Origin of the sequence: Rhizobium sp. S152 (genome assembly GCF_030380735.1) — a bacterium.
In the GTDB taxonomy this organism is placed as follows: Bacteria; Pseudomonadota; Alphaproteobacteria; order Rhizobiales; family Rhizobiaceae; genus Rhizobium.
The window spans coordinates 103862-122471 of record NZ_JAUDRZ010000011.1 but is presented as its reverse complement, the minus strand read 5'-3'; the positions used below and the strand labels follow the sequence as shown (position 1 = coordinate 122471).

Genomic DNA, 18610 nt, shown 5'->3' with positions numbered 1-18610 from the left:
CCTCCAAATGATCGATGGCCGGGACTCGAGGCCCCGGTGGTGAAACAAGTGGAAGCGCGCTTTCCACGGGGACCTGGAAGCAACCGAGAGTGGTTGATAGCGTCAGTCCCGCGTGATTATTAGAATATGCTCCTTAGCTAAAATTTCAATGGGTGTTCGCGCTTAGGTTTTATATCGTGGAATAAAGGCTAACAGACTCTAAAGCGAGTGTTTCAAGGCGTGCCACCTATGGGAGTCCATACTTTGTTCAATTCGTACGATTTCGTACAAAAAGTATTTTTAAAACAAGGTGATGTTCTCTTTGTGTGGCATGCGCTGGGCGTTCTCTCCGGATGCCCCTAAAACAAATATGTATCTAAATTAGATTATAATAATGCACGTATAGAGATATTAATATCTTTTGGATCGAGCTGCTAATCTCACGTTAAAATGCAACAATGCCGCTAGCAGCGAAGCTAGCGGCATTGTTGCAGGTCCGCTTGAGAATCTCAGAATTCTTCCCAATGATCGGCCGAAGGCATAGCCGCGCCCTGGGCTCGTGCCACTCTGGCGACAAGATGCAAGGCCGGCGAGGGCACAGGGCGGGCGGCACTCCCGCGTGCATATTCGTTGCCCAGCTTGAACTGCGCGACGAGGTTCCGCAGCGCCTCGGCCTCGGCGGCCAGCGTGTGGCTCGCGGCGGTGCTTTCCTCGACCATGGCGGCGTTCTGCTGTGTCGCCTGGTCCATCTGGTTGACGGCGGTATTGATCTCTTTCAACCCCGTTGCCTGCTCCTTCGAACCTTCGACGATGGCCGCGACGTTGACGTTGATCTCGGCCACCTGCCCGACGATGGTCTCCAGCGCCCTGCCGGTCTGCCCGACAAGGTCCACACCGTTTCTCACGAGTTCGCTCGAGGTGGTGATGAGGGCCTTGATCTCCTTGGCGGCGCTTGCCGATCGCTGTGCGAGTTCGCGGACTTCCTGGGCGACAACGGCGAAGCCCTTGCCTGCCTCCCCGGCGCGGGCGGCCTCGACGCCGGCGTTCAGCGCCAGCAGGTTCGTCTGGAAGGCGATGTCGTCGATCACGCCGATGATGTTGGTGATCTCGCGCGACGACTGTTCGATCTGGCCCATGGCGGCCACGGCGTTGCGCACTACCTCGCCGGACTGTTCGGCGCCGAGCTTGGTCTTGGCCACCAGTTTGCCGGCCTCGTCGGCGCGGTGGCTGGAGTCGTTCACCGTCGTCGTGATCTGTTCGAGCGCCGCCGCCGTCTCCTCGATCGAGGCGGCCTGCTGCTCGGTGCGCTTGGAGAAGGAATCGGCCGATGTGCCGACCTCGCGCGAGCCGGCGGCGATGGCGCGGCTGTTGTCGCCGATGGTTTGCATGGTCTCAGAGAGCTTGGTGACCGCGGCGTTGAAGTCGTGCCGCAACTGTTCCATCGAGGGAACGAAGGGCGTGGTCACCGATTTCGTCAGGTCGCCCTCGGACAGATGACGCAATGCGTCGGCCAGATGGCTGATGGCCGTCATGCGCTGGGTGACGTCGGTCGCGAACTTGACGACCTTGTAGACCTTGCCGTTGGTGTCGGTGATCGGGTTATATGCGGCCTGGATCCAGATTTCGCGGCCGCCCTTGCCGTAGCGGACGAATTCGTTGGCGATGAATTCGCCACGGGCGAGGCGAGGCCAGAAACTGGCATATTCCTCGGAGCGGGTGTAGGCGGGGTCACAGAACATGCTGTGATGCTTGCCGACGATCTCGCCCAGCGAGTAGCCAAGGCCGTTGCAGAAGTTTTCGTTGGCGGTGAGGATCTCGCCCGTCGGGGTGAATTCGATGACGGCCTGCGAGCGGGAGATGGCATCGAGTTTGCCCAGGCCTTCCGTGGCGCAGTTCTTCTCCGCGGTAATATCGGCGGCGAACTTCACCACCTTGTAGGGCTTGCCGTGCTTGAAAACGGGGTTGTAGGAGGCCTGGATCCAGATTTCGCGTCCACCCTTGGCCAGTCGCTTGTAGGAACCGGCGTCATGCTCGCCCCGGCCGAGACGCGCCCAGAACTCGCGATATTCCGATGTGGCCGCAAGGGCCGGTTCACAGAACATGCTGTGGTGCTTGCCGACGATGTCGGCTAGGCCGTAGCCCAGTGTCTTGCAGAAATTCTCGTTCGCCGTGAGCACATTGCCTTTCAGGTCGAACTCGATGATTGCCTGCGACTTGGAGATCGCCTCAAGAACATGCTTCGCATCGGACGAAAGCCCAAACATTCCCCAATCCCTCTCTGGCGAATGCCGATCGCGGCCCGCCCGGTTATCGAAGCCGCCTCCTCAACTCAACCTTACGTAAGAGAGGGAAGCACTCGGAAAAAGAGTGCGTCAGCCTACCTTTGATCGAATATTAGAGGCTCTTCACAACCGATGATGCTCTTTCCAGGGTTAATGTTTAGTATAAAATAAATGTCTAATGTAGTATCTGTCGGCAATCAGAACTCATAGTTGAATTCTTATATTGAAATATTGGCTCAACAAAAAAGCCGCCTCGCGGCGGCCTTTCGAAACTGTGCAATCGAGATCGGGGTCAGGCGGCGAGGTCGTCGGTTTCGTTTTCCTTGAACATCTTGGCGAGGTTCAGGAAGCAGATCATGCCGTTTTCCGAGGCGATGATGCCCTCGCAGAAAGCGCGGTCGAAGGACGCGGTGACCTCGGGGACCGGCTGCACCTGTTCGGCCGAGATCGTCAGGATGTCGGAGACGCGGTCGACAAGCATGCCGATGACCATGTTGTGCACTTCGGCGACGACGATGGCGCTGCGCTCGTTGGCGACGGTGCTCTTCATGCCGAGCTTGAAGGCGAGGTCGATGATCGGGATCACGGAGCCGCGCAGGTTCATGACGCCGATCACGTCTGCCGGCGCATGCGGGATCGGCGTGGACGGCGCCCAGCCGCGGATTTCGCGGATGGTCGTCGTTTTAACGCAGAACTCCTGATCGTGCAGTCTGAAGGCAATGATTTCCAGCATATCGCTGCTGAAGCTGGTGGAATTGATCGTAGCCATGAATGTGTCCCAACCGTCTAAGCCAGGGCAGAAGCAGCCGCGCCCCCATGGCACGGTCGGACTTTGCCTTCAAACCGCGCGCCCTTCATCAGGAAGGGAATCGATACGGTTGGCATGGACGCTAGCGAAAGAGTGTTTCGCAAATCTAAACCGACAGGGAGGATTTTTCGCCCGGCGCAGAGTCTGGCTGCCCTAGAGAGCAACGGGCGATGCCGGTGCCCGCAGCAGGCGAGGATCGTCGAGCAGGATTGCATCCGGGCGTGTTTGCGCGATCCGGGCGAGTCCGGCGGCGTCGACCACGCCGACAGGGAACGGTGGATATTCCGGCAACGGCACCGAGCGCGGCTGACCCACCATGATGGCCGCGTGCATCCCGGCACCCTGAACCGCGGAGACGCTGTCGCGCGAGGTCCAGCCTTGCCAAAGCCGGAACCAGTTGGCGCCGGCGGCGACCGCGTCGTCTATAAGGTCCTCGCTATCAAGGAAGGCGAGGATAGGCAGGTGGCTTCGTGAGCGGGCAGCGCAGATCAGCGGCAAGCTTCGCAGGCCGAGCAAGGCGTTTCGAGACACTGGAGATCGCTCGATCTCGTCAATTACATCCAGCAAAGCAGATTCGTCGGCCAGCTTGAAATCAAGAAGAATGCCAATGGTGCCGGTGGCGCCAAGCGCTTCCGCAAGCGTCATAACGCCGGGCAGGACTTGACGCAGTTCCGTCAGGTCGAGATCGGCCACGGCACGGGGATTGTTGCACAGCCGCAAGAGGTCGGCGTCGTGCACGCACACCAGCGCGCCGTCGCTTGTTGCCCGGATATCGGTCTCGATCGCGTCGGCCCCGGCAGCCTCTGCTGCCCGGATGGCTGCTATCGTATTTTCCGCGGCCAGCGCCGCGCCCCCGCGATGTGCGATCACGAGGGGGCGGTCGAGGGGGGCTTTCCAGAGATCGGGCATTGGCAATCCGTCGGCGGGGATGGTGGTACGCACCTTGTCCTCGTCGGCGTGGAACCGCAAGCCATCAGGCGATGGTCTTTTCGATCTGCTCGACCGCCCATTCGACCTGGCTCCTTGTGATGACGAGCGGTGGGGCGAGGCGGATGGTGTTTTCGTGGGTGTCCTTGGCGAGCAGGCCGAGATCCTTCAGCGCGTAGCAATATTGCCGGGCGCCGCCGGCTTCCGGTTCCAGTTCGACGGCCATCATCAGGCCGCGTCCGCGCACGTCCCTGACGATGTTGGAGCGGATGGAGCGCAGCCCTTCGAGGAAGTAGTCGCCCATTCTGGCGGCGTTCTCGATCATGCCTTCCTCGGTGAGTACCCTGAGTGCCGCACGGGCGACTGCGCAGGCGAGCGGGTTGCCGCCGAAGGTCGAGCCGTGCTGGCCGGGCTTCAGGACGCCGAGAACCTCGGAATTGGAGAGCACGGCGGAGACCGGGTAGAACCCGCCCGACAGCGCCTTGCCGATCAGCGTCACGTCCGCCTCGATGCCTTCGTGCTCTTCGGCCAGCAGCTTGCCGGTGCGGCCGAGGCCGGTCTGGATCTCGTCGAGGATGAGCGTGATGTTATTATCGGTGCAGAGCTCGCGGACGCGTTTGAAATAGCCCGTTGGCGGAATGATGACGCCGGCCTCGCCCTGGATCGGCTCGATGAGGGCGGCCACGGTGTTCTCGTTGATCGCAGCGGTGAAGGCCTCGATATCGCCGAAGGGGACGGTGCGGAAGCCCGGCGTGTAGGGGCCGAAGCCGGAGCGGGCATCGGGATCGGTGGAGAAGCTGATGATAGAAAGCGTGCGACCGTGGAAATTGTCGGAGCAGACGATGATCTCGGCCTTGCCCTCGGGCACGCCCTTGACCTCGTAACCCCATTTGCGCACGGCCTTGATCGCGGTCTCCACGGCTTCTGCGCCGGAGTTCATCGGCAGGATCTTGTGCGATCCCGTCAGCGCCGCCAGTTCCTCGTAGAGATGAGCGAGCTGGTCGTTGCGGAAGGCGCGGGAGGTGAGCGTCAGCTTGCCGGCCTGGGCGACCATGGCTTCGAGGATCTTCGGGTGGCAGTGGCCCTGGTTGACGGCCGAATAGGCCGAGAGGCAGTCGAGGTAACGCTTGCCGTCGGTGTCCCAGACATAGACGCCTTCGCCGCGCGTCAGGACGACATCAAGGGGTTTGTAGTTATGGGCGCCGAGGCGCTGTTCGGTATCGATCAGGTTTGCAGACGTGTTCATGTCATCCCTCCCATCATGCTGCGCGTGTCGGACGATCGAAGATGCGGCGGCCGAAGAGGCTGGCCGTCAGTTCGACCAGGATGCGGGCGCTCTTGCCACGATCGTCGAGAAACGGGTTGAGTTCGACGAGGTCGAGCGAGGAGACGAGGCCGCTGTCGCAGAGCATCTCCATGATCAGGTGCGCCTCGCGGAAGGTGGCGCCGCCGGGCACCGTGGTGCCGACGCCGGGCGCGACGTCGGGATCGAGGAAATCGACATCGAGGCTGACATGCAGCAGCGCGTTCGCCGCTTCGACCTTGGAAAGAATGTCGCGCATGATCGCGGCAACCCCCTGCTCGTCGATCGAGCGCATGTCGAAGACGTTGACGCCGTGCTCCTTGATCAACTCGCGCTCCGGCGCATCGACGGAGCGTATGCCGACTTGGTAGACGTTTTCAGGATCGACCAGCGGCCGGTCACGCGGCAGGATATCGGCAAGATCGGCCTTGCCGCAGTAATAGGCGACGGGCATGCCGTGGATATTGCCGGACGGCGAGGTCTCCGGCGTGTTGAAATCGGAATGGGCGTCGAGCCAGAGAACGACGAGCGGGCGGCCCTGCCTGGCGGCGTGGCGAGCCATGCCCGAGACAGTGCCCATCGATAGGCTGTGATCGCCGCCGAGGATCAGCGGAAAACGTCCGGCCGCTGCGGCTTCGTAAACACCAGCTTCCAGCGCGCGGGTAAACGCGCCGACGGTGCGCAGATTGTGCGCCTTCGGATGGTTCGGCAGGTCACGCGCGGGCACGACATTGACGTCGCCGGCGTCGACCACATCGTGGCCGAGATCGATCAGCGTCTGGTCGACACCGGCGATGCGCAGAGCCGCCGGACCCATGGCCGCTCCCCTTCGGCCGGAACCTTCTTCGAGCGGCGCTCCGATGAGGGTGATCGACTTTCGCTGTGCCTGCATGCCTGTGCTCCTGCTTGATGCTTCGGGACATATTGAGATATCGACGCGCTGACAAAAAGATGAAAAAGTGTCAGTTCTGAACGGCGATTTGGCACTTTGCCAAGTCCGATTTCGCAAAGTGAACGGTATGGACGATCTCGACCAGGAACTCTTGAGCGCGCTGAGGCACAACGCGCGAACTCCTGTCTCGTCGCTCGCCGCCATGACCGGGGCGTCGCGCGCCACCGTTTCGGCGCGGATCGACCGGCTTGTCGCGAACGGCACCATCACCGGCTTCACCATCCGCACCGGGCACGAGACGCGCGCGGCGGGCGTGCGCGCCATCGTGATGATCGAAGTGCTCGGCAAGCTCGCCGACAAGGTCGCCGACCAGCTGCGCGGCCTGCCGCAGGTGCGCGCGCTGCACAGCACCAACGGCAAATGGGATTTCATCGCCGAACTCGAGGACCGCGACCTCGTCTCCTTCGACGAGACGCTACGCCGCATCCGGCTGATCAACGGCATCAACTCGACTGAAACTAATATCCTGCTGAAAACAAGCAAGACCGGGTTTTGAGGGGAAGGTGCTGGCTTGCTCGCGAGGTGCAGGCGCGAAGCAGGAGTGTGGCGCGGGATTGCAGTCATTGTGTGACTAGCGGCAAGATTGTATCGCTGTCGAAGCGAAAATAATGGAGGCAGACAGTGCGATACAGCCGCTTGTGGAGACTGGGTACCGTACTCATGCACACGCTATTTTGGGTAACGCTGGCGGGATGGTCTTACATGACAGCAGCTCACAATACGTTCGCACGCTGCTTTCCGGTCATCATGATATATTTTCCGCCGCTAACCTTTATCTGGCTTGCCGTTGGATTTTCGAGTTTTGCAATCCTCATCGCTTCGATAACTCACCCGCAACTTCGAAAAAGCGCCTGGTTCTTAGCTGCCTTCCATGGGGTAGTGTTCGCCATCGGACTGCAGGCATTTCCAGTGGCAGCTTATGCGGCAGTAGGTCCTGTAAAATGCCTGTGATGGCATTCGGATGTGTCGCCGACATTGGTGTTCTGAGCAAAACATCGCGAAACCAGTGACACCTGACTGTTGGCGGGTTCAGGCCGAAAGCGGCCGCCCGCTCCGCCACCAGCGTTCATCGAAAAACACTGCACCTCTCTCAGGCGTTGCTCGCCATCACTCCGGCCTTTGGCTTCAACAGGATGATCAGCAGCAGGCCGGCGACGATAAGTGCGGCGCCTTCGAGGTGATAGCGCTGCAATTGTTCGCCCAGGATGAGGTAGGCGAGCACGGCGATGAAGATGGTCTGGATGTAGAGGAGCACGCCCGCCCGCGCAGCACCCAGCGCCTCGATGCTGCGATTGAAGAGATAATACATGATCGCGCCGCCGGGGATCGCGACATAGGCGAGCGCGATCAGTCCGCTGGCATTCAGTGTCGAGCGTTCGTCGGAGGCGAGTTCATACAGGTAGAAGGGCAGCGCCGTCAGCGCGGCGGCGCCGAGCAGCAGCACGAGGAGCGCAAGGCGGTTCACGTCGAATTTCGCCCTGCGGAGCAGCACGGTGTAGAGGCTGAAACAGAAGGCGCCGGCGACGATCCACAACTCGCCGGGGTTGAAATCGAGACGCAGGAGTGCGGCCGGGCTGCCCTTGATGATGATGACCACGATGCCGAGAAAGGCGAGGATCGACCCGATCACCTGCCAGCGTCCCATCGGCTCGGCCAGAATGAACCGGGCAAGGATCATGGTGATGATCGGGATCAGGGCAATGATGATGCCGGCGGTCGTGGCATCGGCATGTTCCAGGCCGACGAAAATCAGGCCCTGGCAGATCGCAAGCCCAATGCCGCCGATGATGAGCAGTTCGAGACCGCGCGCCCGCACGAGCGCGACCATGGCGCCGAAATGCCGGTAGACGATTGGCATCAGGATTGCCCAGGCGATCAGCACGCGCCAGAAGCAAAGCGCCCAGGGCGGCATCTCGGGAGAGACCCATTTGGCGGCGATATAGACGCCTGATGATAGCAGCCAGCAGAGGATACCCACGGAATAGGCGGCAGCAAGCGAACCGCCCGCCCCCTTTTCCGTCCCGACCGTGTCGCGATGGACCGCCAAGACATGTATCGCCATGGGGCAACTATGCCATAGTTCCCCAGCGCTGCACAGATGATGGTGGTCACTGCCGAGGGCCGATCGCGGACGAACGGCGGCCCCGCGCCGTTCATCACGGCGCGGGGCTGAAGCATAATCAGCCCGTGGCTTCCACCCCGCGGCGGCTCGCGACGCCGATCAGGGTGGCGCCGAGCAGGGCCGCGATGCCGGCGAAGGCAAAGACGCCAGCCGCACCCTGGACATCCACGATAAGCCCGCCAAGCACGGCGCCGCTTGATATCGCGACTTGGAACGTCGTCAGCATCATTGCTCCGGCGCTTTCCGCCTCGTCGGCGGCAGCCTGGGTGACGAAGCTCTGAACGCTGACCGGCAAGGCGCCGAAGGCAAAGCCCCACAGGGCTGTCGCGACCGCTGCCAGCGCCGGCGCCTCACCGGCGAAGGCAAGCAGGAAGGCGGTGACGGCAATGCCGCTGGCGGCAAGCGTCATGGCAAGCGTCGTATTGCGTTCGGCGATCAGGCCGCCGACGATGTTGCCGAGGAAGCCGCCAATACCGAAGGCGAGAAGGATGCCGGAGATCGCCTCGACGCCGAAATGCGGCACCGTTTCAAGGAAGGGACGGATGAAGGTGAAGCCCGCGAAGTGACCGGCGACGACGAGCAGCACGGTAGCAAGGCCGAGCCGGATGGCTGGGCGCCGCAACACCGAGGCCATCGTGCCGAGGCCTGCCGAACCTGTCGGCGGCATGGCCGGAAGCGTGAACGCCTGGACGGCGAATGCGACAACGCCGAGGGCCGCGGCGATCCAGAAGGCCGCGCGCCAGCCGAACGCCTCGCCGACCCAGGCTCCGACAGGCGCCGCGCAGACGGTTGCTGCGGACACGCCGGTCATGACGATCGCCATGGCGCGCGGCATCAGCCGCTCCGGCACTAGGCGCATTGCAAGCGCCAGCGACATCGCCCAGAAGCCGCCAAGCCCGATGCCGAGCAGCGCGCGCGACAGGAGCAGGGTGACGAGCCCGTTTGCCGTGGCGGCGATCAGGCTCGAGATGATGAGCAGGCTTGTCAGCGCCAAGAGCGTGTAGCGTCGATCGAAGCGGGCTGTGCCGAGCACGATGCCCGGCCCCGCCAGCGCGCCGACCACGGCCGTGGCCGTCACCGATTGACCTGCCGCGCCTAGGCTGACGCCGAGGTCATGCGACATGGGCGTCAGCAGGCTCGCGGGTAGAAATTCCGCCGTCACGAGCCCAAATACGCCAAGCGACAGCGAAACAACGCCTGCCCATGCCGCCGGTGTCTCACCCGTTGCGGCTGGACGGTTGACCTCAGAATGAATGTTCATATGCATCTCCGTAATTTCTGCGGGGACGCTACGCCCAAGCATCTGGCGTTTCCATGCTGGAAAAGATATAAAGCATAACAATTCGTCCAAACCTGCCGGAGGCCATGATGACCGATCCTTTGACCGAGATGCTTCGCGGGCTTCGACTCGATGGCGTCGAATACGGCCGCTGCCAGCCATCAGCGCCTTGGGCCACGGCCTATCCCGCGCAGGCCGAAGCGCGATTTCACTTCTTGGCGGCGGGCAGTGCTTACCTGCAGGCGCCTGACGGCGAGTGGACGGAGATGCGCCCGGGCGACGCCGTGCTCTTGCCGCGCGGCGACGCGCATGTGCTGGCGAGCGAACCGGGCATTTCACCGACCCCTGTCGACTGCCTGCCGCGCAAGCCGCTCTGCGACGGCATCGTGGACCTGCAATGCCCGTGCACCGATAGCAGCAACCTCATCTTCTTCGCGGTCATGCGCTTCAATGTCGACAAGCGGCATCCGCTCCTCAACCTGATGCCGGATGTGATGCGCACCAGCGATCTCGCCAAGAGCGAGCCGACGATACCGCCGCTGCTCGACGCGATGATGCGCGAGGTCGAGATGAACCGCGTGGGCGCCGGCGGCATCCTGTCGCGCCTTGCCGACGTGCTGACGGCAACGATCATCCGCACATGGGTAGAGCATGGCTGCGGCGACGCCAGCGGCTGGCTTGCCGCCGTGCGCAACCCGGAAGTCGGGCGGGTGCTGGCCGCGATCCATCTCGATCCCGCGCACGACTGGAGCGTGAACGAACTGGCGCGCCACATGGGCGCGTCGCGCTCCGGCTTTGCCCAGCGCTTCGTCAGCGTCGTCGGCGAAACGCCAGCGCGTTACGTGGCGCGGATGCGCATGCACCAGGCCCATGAATGGCTGCGCGAGGGGCAGCGGGTGTCAGCAGTCGCCGAGCGGCTCGGCTACGATTCCGAGGCGTCCTTCAGCCGCGCGTTCAAACGCGTGATCGGCGCTTCACCGAGCCATTTTCGCGAGAAGCGGAATGGTGCCGTGGCGCCGATTGCCGGCTAAGGTGCCCCATGAGTCGATTTGATGATACCGAAAACGCCTTGATCGAAAGGCTGCGCGCGCTCAAGGCCAAGCCTGAGGTAACGATCAACTTGCTTGACGTCATCGACCGGCTGGGCGTCGATGGATTCACGCGGGGGGAGGTCAGGGCGGTCCTGCGGGCGCTCGAGCAGGACAAGGTCATTGCCTTTTCGACCGCAAACCGGATCCTGATGCTCAGGGAGTTGCCTTGATTGGGTGGTGATTGCGGGTTATTGATTGTGAAAGCGGGAGGCCGCTTTGCGCCAATTGCGGTCATTGCGTTCAGCGTTTAACCTGCGTGTATGTCGTTTGCTCGAAAACTCATTCTACACTCGCCGGTATCGGATGAATCTCTCCTAGAGGGCTTCATCGAGCAGTGTCTCGCTGATGGCGTCTCGTTGCTGGCAATCTACGGCCCCGGCTCGAACCTTCTGAAGGATAAGGTAGACTGGCTAGTGATTGGAGACGGCTCACGACCTGACCGATTTCTTTGTACCACATCGCATCCCAACGAGCCGTTGGATGAAGTGCTTGCCATGACGAACGCTTGGGAAGCTGACAAAGGTGGGGCTGTGGAACAAGTTCGTCTTTAGTCCGCAATGGGCCATTCCGGGTCTAACGCTTCGTGCCAACGTAGTGTCTAAGACATCATTGATGTTGCGCGCCAAGGAGTACCGGATGCAAATAAGAGTGGAAGGCCCGACCTATTTCAGTGAAAACGACGAAACCGCCATGTTCGAGTGGCTTGGTCGCATCAGCGTCGTACAGGATGTAACCGGTGAGGGGTGCGACCTGATAATCCGACTGAAGCGGGCTCCAACAGACAAACAGCTTCGCGACCTGCTTGCACTGTTCTTTCGATACCAAATGGACATGACACCATTGGCGGCACTGCGAACGGCCAAGAATGAAAGCTGGTTCTCAGAACAAGACAGCTATTGGTTCGACAAAGTGTTCAGGCGAACCTAAAGTTGCTTTTGACCCCAGCGTTGGGAAAGCCGCCAGCCCCGAAACTAGCTCATCTCAGGGATAGCGAGATTGGATCGGAATGTCCGCTTCGGGGCCGGTTGCGGTCATATCGCAGAAGCGCCGATCGCGGCCGTCAGGCGAACCCGCTGAATGCATCGGCCTCGCTTTGAGTAGCGAAGGTGAATGTGACCAGCTCACTCTCATCGTCCTGACGGATGCCGATTGCAGTCACGATCAATCGAGCGATCTCGTCCTGCGCCTCGTGTCCTGACCGGGATGATTTTACAGCCTTCTCGATGGCCGCTGCGAAGACTTCGCTGATCAGGCCGAGTCGCATATTGTGTTTCATGATGATGTCCCGGTCCTCGATGATCGCCGCCTGTTCTTCCTTCGGGATTGCGGCATTGTCCATCGCGGTGATCGTGGCATTGGTCGCGAGCTTGATCGGACCTTCCTGAAGCCACCGCTCGACCATCTGGTGGAACTGATGCATTCGCGCAGCGGGGATTGTTTTCTGGACAGTGATCGACATCTGCATTCCTTTGTCAGCTTCCATTCAAACCGATACACGCTCCAAGGACAGAGGATCGGCTGCCGCAATCAAAAAATTGCCCATGCAGGGTTTATGGGGCTGAGCCACAAGCTTCAATGCATTTATGCCGGAGATCGACCAGTCGAGAGACATGGGGGCGATCGGGTGGGCGGTTTGATGGCCGCTTCAGCCAATGGGTCTCCTGGCGCACAAGCGCCAGCAGCGGTCATCGAACTTCATTGGAAATTTATGTTTGTTTAAGCGGTTCGACGGGCGGAGCTGGATAAGCCCCCCGATCAGTATTCCTTCTCATACACGATCCCAGCCTCACCGGCGCCGTCGCCGCCGGCGCCTGCCCGCAGTTTCACGCCGCGACCGACATCGAGGTTGATGACTGCCTTGGCGCCGCCCTTGCCTGATGTCTGCTGCAGCTCGAAATAGGTGCGTTCGTTGAGATAGCGGCCGACGCTGACATTGGTGCGGCCCTGGGCGTCGGTGCTGATGTCGAAGTCGTCGACGCCGAGCTGGTTGCGCAGGCCGTTGAACAGCGAGCCGGAACGGCCGCCGGCAAGCTGGGCGACGGCGTCGGCGAGCTGGGCGATCTGCACCGGCGAGAGCTTCGACATGGACTGGCCGAAGATCAGCTGCGCCAGCACCTCGTCCTGCGGCAGCGCCGGTGAGGAGGAGAAGGTGATCGCCGGATCGGTGGCGAGGCCGGCGACGTCGACGGTCAGCGTCGTCGAGCCCGAGGTCGAGCTCGCTTCCATCTGCAGCGCCGGCGTGAGGTCGCCGGCGAAGGTGATGCGGCTCTTGTCGGTGAAGTCGAGGCGGCGGTTGAGGATGGTCATGCGGCCGCGCCGCATGGTGAAGCCGCCGGAGACGACCGGCGAGGCGGCGGTGCCGCGCACGGTGACGCTGCCGCCAAGTTCGGCATCGATGCCGCGGCCGCGCACGAAGATCTGCGAGGGCGCGTCGAGCTGAAGATCGAGGTTTATGACGCTCGATTTCTGGCGCGCGCCTTGCGCCATCGCATCGCGCAGTTGGGCCAGCACCGCCTTCGGGGCGTTGATATGGCGGATATCGATTTCGCTGAGCGAGGTCGGCAGTTTTTCGGGAACGGTGATCGAGGCGCGCTCGAGCCTGAGCTTGCCATTGATGGTGGGGCTGGTCAGCAGCGGCCCCCTGACGCCGACATTGCCGTTGACCGTGGCGACGACGAGCGTGCCGTCGACATAGACGGCGTTGTCGAGCTTGATGTCGATGTTGGCGGGGAAACCGGAGGCGGGCTGGATGCCGACGTCGCCCGTGACCGAAAGACTTCCGCCGCTTGCAAGCTGGCCGTTGAGGCGGGAAATCACCGCGCGTGCGCCGTTGAAGCGGATATCGGCTGTGAGATTGTTGATCGCCAGGTTGCGGCGGACGTCGACGACCTTGGCGCCGCTGGTGGAGACGGTGCCGTTGATCAGCGGGGCGGCGGCGGTGCCTGATATCTGCAGGTTGAGGTTCGCGGCGCCATCGGCGACGAGGCCCTGCTCGGCCAGCTGCATGCCGAGCACGGCGAAGGGCAGGTTGCCGGCAAATCGCATGTCGAGCGCGCGGTTGCCCGTGATCACGACGCTGCCGCCGCCCTTGAGCGACAGGCCGGCATCGCCTGCCACCGTGGTGTCGATCGTCAGGCGGTCGCCCTTGAGGCCGCCATTGGCGGTGATGGCGAGCGGCGAGAGGCCCGCGCTTCTGGTCTGGCTGGTGGCCGCACCCCTCCAGTCGAGCCTGAAATCGACTGATGGAAGCGGCAGTTTGCCGGAGGCCTTGACGGTGCCGGTGATATTGCCTTCGGCGGCAAGCCCCGGAACGAAGGCATTGGCGAGGCCGGCCGGCAGGTTGGCGATATCGGCATTGACGGACAGCGTCTGGGCGTTGGCGCCTGTGACGACAAAGTTTCCGCCGGCTTTCAGCGATACGCCGCTGCCGGCAAGGTTGGTGTTGAAATCGAGCTTGCCGTCGGCGAGCTTGCCGCTGGCGGCGGCCGTCAGCGAGGAGATGCCGGATGCCCGGGTCTGGCTGGTGGCGGCATCCTTCCAGTCGAGCTTGAAATCGATGATCGGATTGGCGGGTGTCCCCGTGGTCTTGGCCGTGCCCGATATCGTGCCCTGGGCGCCGAGACCAGGCACGAAGCCGTTGGCGATGCTGGCCGGAAGGTTGGTGATATCGGCGTTGACCGAGAGGCCAGAGACGTTGGCACCATTGAGCGCGGCGTTGCCCTTGGCTTTCAACAAAGAGCCGCGATCGCTGGTGAGGCTGGCGTCGAAATCGATCCTGTTGTCGGCGAACTTGCCCGTGGCGTCGAGATTGAGGCCGGAAAGGCCGGCGCTCTTCGTCTGGCGGGTGACGGCATTCGCCCAGTTGAGCTTGAAGTCCACGGATGGCAGCGGCAGGGCGCCGGTGGCCTTGGCGGTTCCCGAGATCATGCCTGACGCGTCGAGATTGGGAACGAAGCTGCTGACCAGCGCCGCGGGCAGCCTGTTCAGTGTGGCGTTGGCGTCGATGGTGGTCGGCTTCAGGCCCTCGAGGCCGATCTTGCCGGATGCGTCGAGTGCCGCACCCGCGCTGCTATCGAGGCGGGTAGTGAAATCCAGCGCCTTTTCGGCAAGCGTGCCCTTCAGCGCCAGTGCCATGGCGGGCAGCTTGGCTGCCTTGGTCTGGTTCGTCGCGACGTCCTTCCAGGCAAGGTCGAAATCGGCCTTGGGCTGTTCGAGCTTGCCCGAAAGCGCGGCCTTGCCTGATATCGTGCCGGTGGCGCCGAGATTGGCGACATAGGCATTGGCGAGGCCGGCGGGAATGTTTGTCGCCGTCGCATTGACGGCGAGGTTGCTGATCGCGGTGCCTTTCAGAAGCACGTTGCCCGTTGCCTTCAGGCCGATGCCGCCATTGGCAGCGACGTCGGTGTCGAAATCCAGTTTGCTGTTGGCGAACTTGCCCCTGGCCGCGAGCGTGAGGCCGGAGAGGCCGGCGGCCTTGGTCTGGCGTGTGGCGCCGTTCTTCCAGTCGATGTCGAATTCGGCTGATGGCGTCGGCAGCTTGCCGGTGGCCGTGAGCGTGCCCGACAGCATGCCTTCAGCCGCGAGATCGGGCACGAAGGCGTTGGCAAGGGCGGCGGGAATGTTTTCGAGGCGGCCGTTCACACTGAGCGTCTGCGCCTGCGGGCCGGCGACGACGAAGCTGCCGTTGCTCTTCAGCGAGAAGCCGCCGCTGCCGGTGGCGTCGGCGTTGAAGGCGAGGTTGTTGTTCTCAAGCTTGCCTGTTGCCGCAAGCCCGAGCGCGGTGAGCTTGGCGCTCTTCGTCTGGCGGGTGGCGGCGTTCTTCCAGTTGAGCTTGAAATCGACGGTGGGGGCGGGCAGCTTGCCAGAGGCAGTCACGTCGCCGGAGATCGATCCTTCGGCGCCGAGATCGGGAACGAAGGCGTTGGCAAGCGCTGCCGGAATGTTGACGATGGCGCCCTTGGCCTGCAGCGATTGCGCATCCGGCCCGGCCGTGACGAAATTGCCGTTGGCGGTCAGCGACACGCCGCCCTTGCCGCTCAGATCCGTCTCGAAATCGAGCCTGTTGTCGGCGAACTTGCCGTCGGCGCCGATCGCAAGCGGCGGCAGGCCGGCGCCCTTGGTCTGGCTGGTGGCGGCGTCCTTCCAGTCAAGCTTGAAATTGGCGACGGGTGCGGCAGGCGTTCCGCTGACGGTGACCTTGCCTGAAATGGTGCCTGTTGCATCAAGCTTCGGGACGAAGCTGTTGGCGAGGCTTGCCGGCAGCTCCTTGATATCGGCGTCGATAGCGAGCGTTTCTCCGGCCTGGCCGGTGACGCTGACTGAGCCGTTACCTGTTTTCAGCTGCAGACCGTCGAGGCTGACGGCGCCGCCGCTGATGGTGACTTCGGAGGGCGCGGCGAGATCGACCGGGATGTTGCGCGGCTTCGCCGAGAAACGCTCGAGCTGCACCGCGGTCGTGCCGGCATTGACTTCGACACCGCCTGCGGCAACCAGCGGGCTGCCGTCATAGTAGGAATCGAGATTGAAGACCGTGCGGTTCTGCTTTTGAGTGAAAGTCAGCGCCAGATTGTCCACCTTGTTGGTGCCGGAGCCGAGCGACCGGGCCTTGATGGTGCCCGACCCCGCGAAGGCCTTGAGATCGCTGACGGTGACGTCGATGTCGGGGTTGATGACCGAGAAGGCGTCGCGCTTCAGGCCGCTGCCGGTTGCGGCGACCTTGAGCGCGATCTTGCCGGCGTCGTTGGTAATATCGACCGAGCCCTTCAGGTCGCCCTCGGCCTTTTGCGCCGCGAGCGCCGCGATCAGGCTGAGGTCGGGGAGGTCGAATGTCAGCGCGCCCGTGGGCTCGAAAGCTTTCGACAGTTCGACATGGCCGCTGAGCCTGTTCTGCCCGATATCGGCGGCGATCGAGGGAAGGACGATTGCGCCGTCTACGGACTGCACATCGGTGCCGATGTTGATCGGCTGGCCCTCGATCGCGCCCTTGGCCGAAATCTTCGCCTGCGGCGCGTTCGGATTTGCGGTGCCGGTCAGGTTGACGGCGAGGTCGGTGACCTTGCGGCCGGCCATCTGCAGGGCGGGGGCGGTGATGTCGGCAGTGACTGAAAGTGCCGAGATATCGCCCTTGGCCTTCAGCTGGTAGCCGACTTCGCCGTTCGCGGTGTCGAGCATCTTGTTGATGTCGGGCAGGCGGCCGGACAGCGTGGCGTCGAGCACGGTGTCGTCGAGCACGACATTGCCGGCGGCCTGGATCGTGTTCGACTTGATGGAGAGGTTGGAAAGGTTGACCTTCGAGGGGATGGTCGCGGCCACCTGGCTTTCGATCGTCACGGGGCCGTCAATGCGGCTGGCGACGGCAGGCGGCAAGGCAGGCGGCTCGACGGTCAGCTTGACGTTGCCGGTCAGTGCGCCGGCGCTCAGCTTGTAGGCGCCGTTGAGGGCCGCATTGGCGGATGCGCTCTCAATGGTCGTACCGTTGAAACCGATGGCGTCTGGTGAGACCTGCAGCGGCGCGACGATGGTCACCGGACCCTGGATGGCGCGGTTGATGTCGGGATTGGTGAAGGTCATGTCGCCGGCGACGAGGCGGATCTGCACGCCACCGCTTCGGCCGGAGAGATTAAAGTTGTCGCTCTTGGCCGTGAGCTTGACGTTGCCGATGGTCGCCTGCGGCAGCGTTGCGGTGTCGAGAGAGGCGCTGGCGTTCAGCCGCGATGCCTTGGCGTCGCCGGTCAGCGCCAGGTTGACGCCCGAGATCATGAAGCGCGCGTCGCCGTCGGCAAGCGGCCAGCGGAAATCGACCGGGCCGGATGTACCGATAAGGTTGGCGTTGAGGCTGTTGTTGCCCTTCGGGTCCAGCGTGCCGGAGGCGGCGATGACGACGGCGCCCGTGGCGATGTTGCCGGTCTGGATATCGATCTTGCCGCGGTTGTCGAAGTTGGCGGCGACATCGATGTTGGTCTGGCCGGCAAAGAGCGGCCGGAAGGCTGCGGGAAGCAGCGAGCTCAGGTCGCCGCCGCCCTTGAGTTCGAGATGGTGCAGGCTTTCTGATGTCAGCGTGTGGTGGGTTTCGATCGCTGCGCGCTGCTGGCCGTCGAGGGAAGCCTGCAACTTGCCGCGCCAGTCCGAAACGGGACCGTTGCCGGTCAGGCCGATCTCGACGGCGGGGTTGCCGGGCAGCGCAAGCAGGCCGGCGAGAAGGCCGCCCTTGGGTTCGTTGAGCTTGGCGTTGAGACGCAGCTGGTTGCCTTCAGGGTTGAAGGCGACATCTGCCGTCAGCCGCGCATCCGGAACATCGTGGCGGTTGACGTTGATGGCTGCGTTGCCGCCCTGGCTGTCGGCGCGCATGCTGCCTTCGGCGGCGAGCGTGAAGGCGCGGCCGACGATGGGTTCGGCGATGCTGATTTCGGGAAGGGCGATCCTGTCGATATCGAGCTTGAGGGGCAGCGAGAAGCCGCCGCTGTCCTCGGCATCAGGTCGCGAGGGAAGGGTGCGGACCGGCTTGCGGAATAGATTGATCTCGGATGCCTCGACGCGGCTGGCGTGAAAGCGGCCGGTCAATAGCGCCAGCGGGTTCCAGTTGACGGAGATGCCGTCGATCTGGGCGAAGACGCCCTTGGTGTCCGACAGCACGATCTGGCTGGCGCGCAGGCCGCCGGTCAGAAGACCCTGCGGTTCGAGAACGCGCACCGTCATGTCGCGGTTGGAGATGATCGAGGTGACCTTGTCGGTGACGACGCGGGCGCCGAAGGCGGTGAACCCGAAAATGCCGACGGCAACGGCAACGAGGATCACGAGGATGCCGGCGGAATAGCCGAGCAGCCGCACCATCCAGTTCACGATTTTCGTCAGTGTGTGCATGATCGCG

14 protein-coding genes are annotated in these 18610 nt (G+C 62.8%); 5 read left to right on the top strand and 9 right to left on the bottom strand.

Translation table 11 applies throughout. From position 1 onward, the window contains the following. Positions 1-488 precede the first annotated feature (488 nt). The 5 genes from QTL95_RS15290 to rocF all read right to left on the bottom strand — a co-directional run bounded on the left by QTL95_RS15290 (position 489) and on the right by rocF (position 6191). On the bottom strand, positions 489-2243 hold the full coding sequence (locus QTL95_RS15290) for a methyl-accepting chemotaxis protein (RefSeq protein ID WP_289720805.1): 1755 nt from the start codon (positions 2241-2243) through the stop codon (positions 489-491). Positions 2244-2553: 310 nt separating this feature from the next. After that, positions 2554-3030, bottom strand: a complete 477-nt coding sequence (locus QTL95_RS15285) for a chemotaxis protein CheW (RefSeq protein ID WP_037182076.1) — start codon at positions 3028-3030, stop codon at positions 2554-2556. Positions 3031-3222: 192 nt separating this feature from the next. Beyond that, on the bottom strand, positions 3223-4011 hold the full coding sequence (locus tag QTL95_RS15280) for a glycerophosphodiester phosphodiesterase (RefSeq protein WP_289720804.1): 789 nt from the start codon (positions 4009-4011) through the stop codon (positions 3223-3225). A 31-nt stretch (positions 4012-4042) separates the two neighbouring features. Continuing rightward, on the bottom strand, positions 4043-5242 hold the full coding sequence (gene rocD, locus QTL95_RS15275; RefSeq protein WP_289720803.1) for an ornithine--oxo-acid transaminase: 1200 nt from the start codon (positions 5240-5242) through the stop codon (positions 4043-4045). A gap of 13 nt (positions 5243-5255) precedes the next feature. Next, positions 5256-6191 (bottom strand): arginase, encoded by a 936-nt coding sequence (gene rocF, locus QTL95_RS15270; protein WP_289720802.1) that lies wholly within the window; start codon positions 6189-6191, stop codon positions 5256-5258. Positions 6192-6318: 127 nt separating this feature from the next. Between rocF and QTL95_RS15265 the strand changes: the two genes are divergently transcribed. Together QTL95_RS15265 and QTL95_RS15260 are read left to right on the top strand one after the other, a co-directional pair. Beyond that, positions 6319-6747, top strand: a complete 429-nt coding sequence (locus QTL95_RS15265) for an Lrp/AsnC family transcriptional regulator (protein ID WP_289720801.1) — start codon at positions 6319-6321, stop codon at positions 6745-6747. 206 nt (positions 6748-6953) lie between these two features. Continuing rightward, positions 6954-7202, top strand: a complete 249-nt coding sequence (locus QTL95_RS15260; protein WP_289720800.1) for a hypothetical protein — start codon at positions 6954-6956, stop codon at positions 7200-7202. Positions 7203-7341: 139 nt separating this feature from the next. Here the strand turns inward: QTL95_RS15260 and QTL95_RS15255 are convergent, their stop codons facing one another. Together QTL95_RS15255 and QTL95_RS15250 are read right to left on the bottom strand one after the other, a co-directional pair. Next, the gene (locus tag QTL95_RS15255) at positions 7342-8313 is read right to left on the bottom strand and encodes a DMT family transporter (RefSeq protein ID WP_289720799.1); all 972 of its coding nucleotides are present in this window, start codon (positions 8311-8313) and stop codon (positions 7342-7344) included. Between the two features lie 118 nt (positions 8314-8431). After that, on the bottom strand, positions 8432-9634 hold the full coding sequence (locus QTL95_RS15250; protein WP_289720798.1) for an MFS transporter: 1203 nt from the start codon (positions 9632-9634) through the stop codon (positions 8432-8434). A gap of 107 nt (positions 9635-9741) precedes the next feature. On the opposite strand from QTL95_RS15250, the gene QTL95_RS15245 reads away from it, so the two are divergent. From QTL95_RS15245 to QTL95_RS15235, 3 genes are all read left to right on the top strand, one after another. After that, positions 9742-10683 (top strand): AraC family transcriptional regulator, encoded by a 942-nt coding sequence (locus QTL95_RS15245; RefSeq protein WP_289720797.1) that lies wholly within the window; start codon positions 9742-9744, stop codon positions 10681-10683. 8 nt (positions 10684-10691) lie between these two features. Next, entirely contained in the window at positions 10692-10913 is a 222-nt protein-coding gene (locus QTL95_RS15240) for a hypothetical protein (RefSeq protein WP_289720796.1), read from the top strand. Between the two features lie 442 nt (positions 10914-11355). Further along, positions 11356-11670, top strand: a complete 315-nt coding sequence (locus QTL95_RS15235) for a hypothetical protein (protein WP_289720795.1) — start codon at positions 11356-11358, stop codon at positions 11668-11670. Between the two features lie 133 nt (positions 11671-11803). On the opposite strand, the gene QTL95_RS15230 is transcribed toward QTL95_RS15235, so the two are convergent. After that, positions 11804-12202, bottom strand: a complete 399-nt coding sequence (locus QTL95_RS15230; RefSeq protein ID WP_289720794.1) for a hypothetical protein — start codon at positions 12200-12202, stop codon at positions 11804-11806. A gap of 296 nt (positions 12203-12498) precedes the next feature. Then, the gene (locus QTL95_RS15225) at positions 12499-18603 is read right to left on the bottom strand and encodes a translocation/assembly module TamB domain-containing protein (protein WP_289720793.1); all 6105 of its coding nucleotides are present in this window, start codon (positions 18601-18603) and stop codon (positions 12499-12501) included. Between the last annotated feature and the right edge of the window lie 7 nt (positions 18604-18610).

Bases quoted from the DNA above. Each gene is read 5' to 3' on its own strand.
- QTL95_RS15290 (WP_289720805.1), bottom strand. From the start codon at position 2,243: ATGTTTGGGCTTTCGTCCGATGCGAAGCATGTTCTTGAGGCGATCTCC.
- QTL95_RS15285 (WP_037182076.1), bottom strand. From the start codon at position 3,030: ATGGCTACGATCAATTCCACCAGCTTCAGCAGCGATATGCTGGAAATC.
- rocD (WP_289720803.1), bottom strand. From the start codon at position 5,242: ATGAACACGTCTGCAAACCTGATCGATACCGAACAGCGCCTCGGCGCC.
- rocF (WP_289720802.1), bottom strand. From the start codon at position 6,191: ATGCAGGCACAGCGAAAGTCGATCACCCTCATCGGAGCGCCGCTCGAA.
- QTL95_RS15265 (WP_289720801.1), top strand. From the start codon at position 6,319: ATGGACGATCTCGACCAGGAACTCTTGAGCGCGCTGAGGCACAACGCG.
- QTL95_RS15260 (WP_289720800.1), top strand. From the start codon at position 6,954: ATGACAGCAGCTCACAATACGTTCGCACGCTGCTTTCCGGTCATCATG.
- QTL95_RS15255 (WP_289720799.1), bottom strand. From the start codon at position 8,313: ATGGCGATACATGTCTTGGCGGTCCATCGCGACACGGTCGGGACGGAA.
- QTL95_RS15250 (WP_289720798.1), bottom strand. From the start codon at position 9,634: ATGAACATTCATTCTGAGGTCAACCGTCCAGCCGCAACGGGTGAGACA.
- QTL95_RS15245 (WP_289720797.1), top strand. From the start codon at position 9,742: ATGACCGATCCTTTGACCGAGATGCTTCGCGGGCTTCGACTCGATGGC.
- QTL95_RS15240 (WP_289720796.1), top strand. From the start codon at position 10,692: ATGAGTCGATTTGATGATACCGAAAACGCCTTGATCGAAAGGCTGCGC.
- QTL95_RS15235 (WP_289720795.1), top strand. From the start codon at position 11,356: ATGTTGCGCGCCAAGGAGTACCGGATGCAAATAAGAGTGGAAGGCCCG.
- QTL95_RS15230 (WP_289720794.1), bottom strand. From the start codon at position 12,202: ATGTCGATCACTGTCCAGAAAACAATCCCCGCTGCGCGAATGCATCAG.
- QTL95_RS15225 (WP_289720793.1), bottom strand. From the start codon at position 18,603: ATGCACACACTGACGAAAATCGTGAACTGGATGGTGCGGCTGCTCGGC.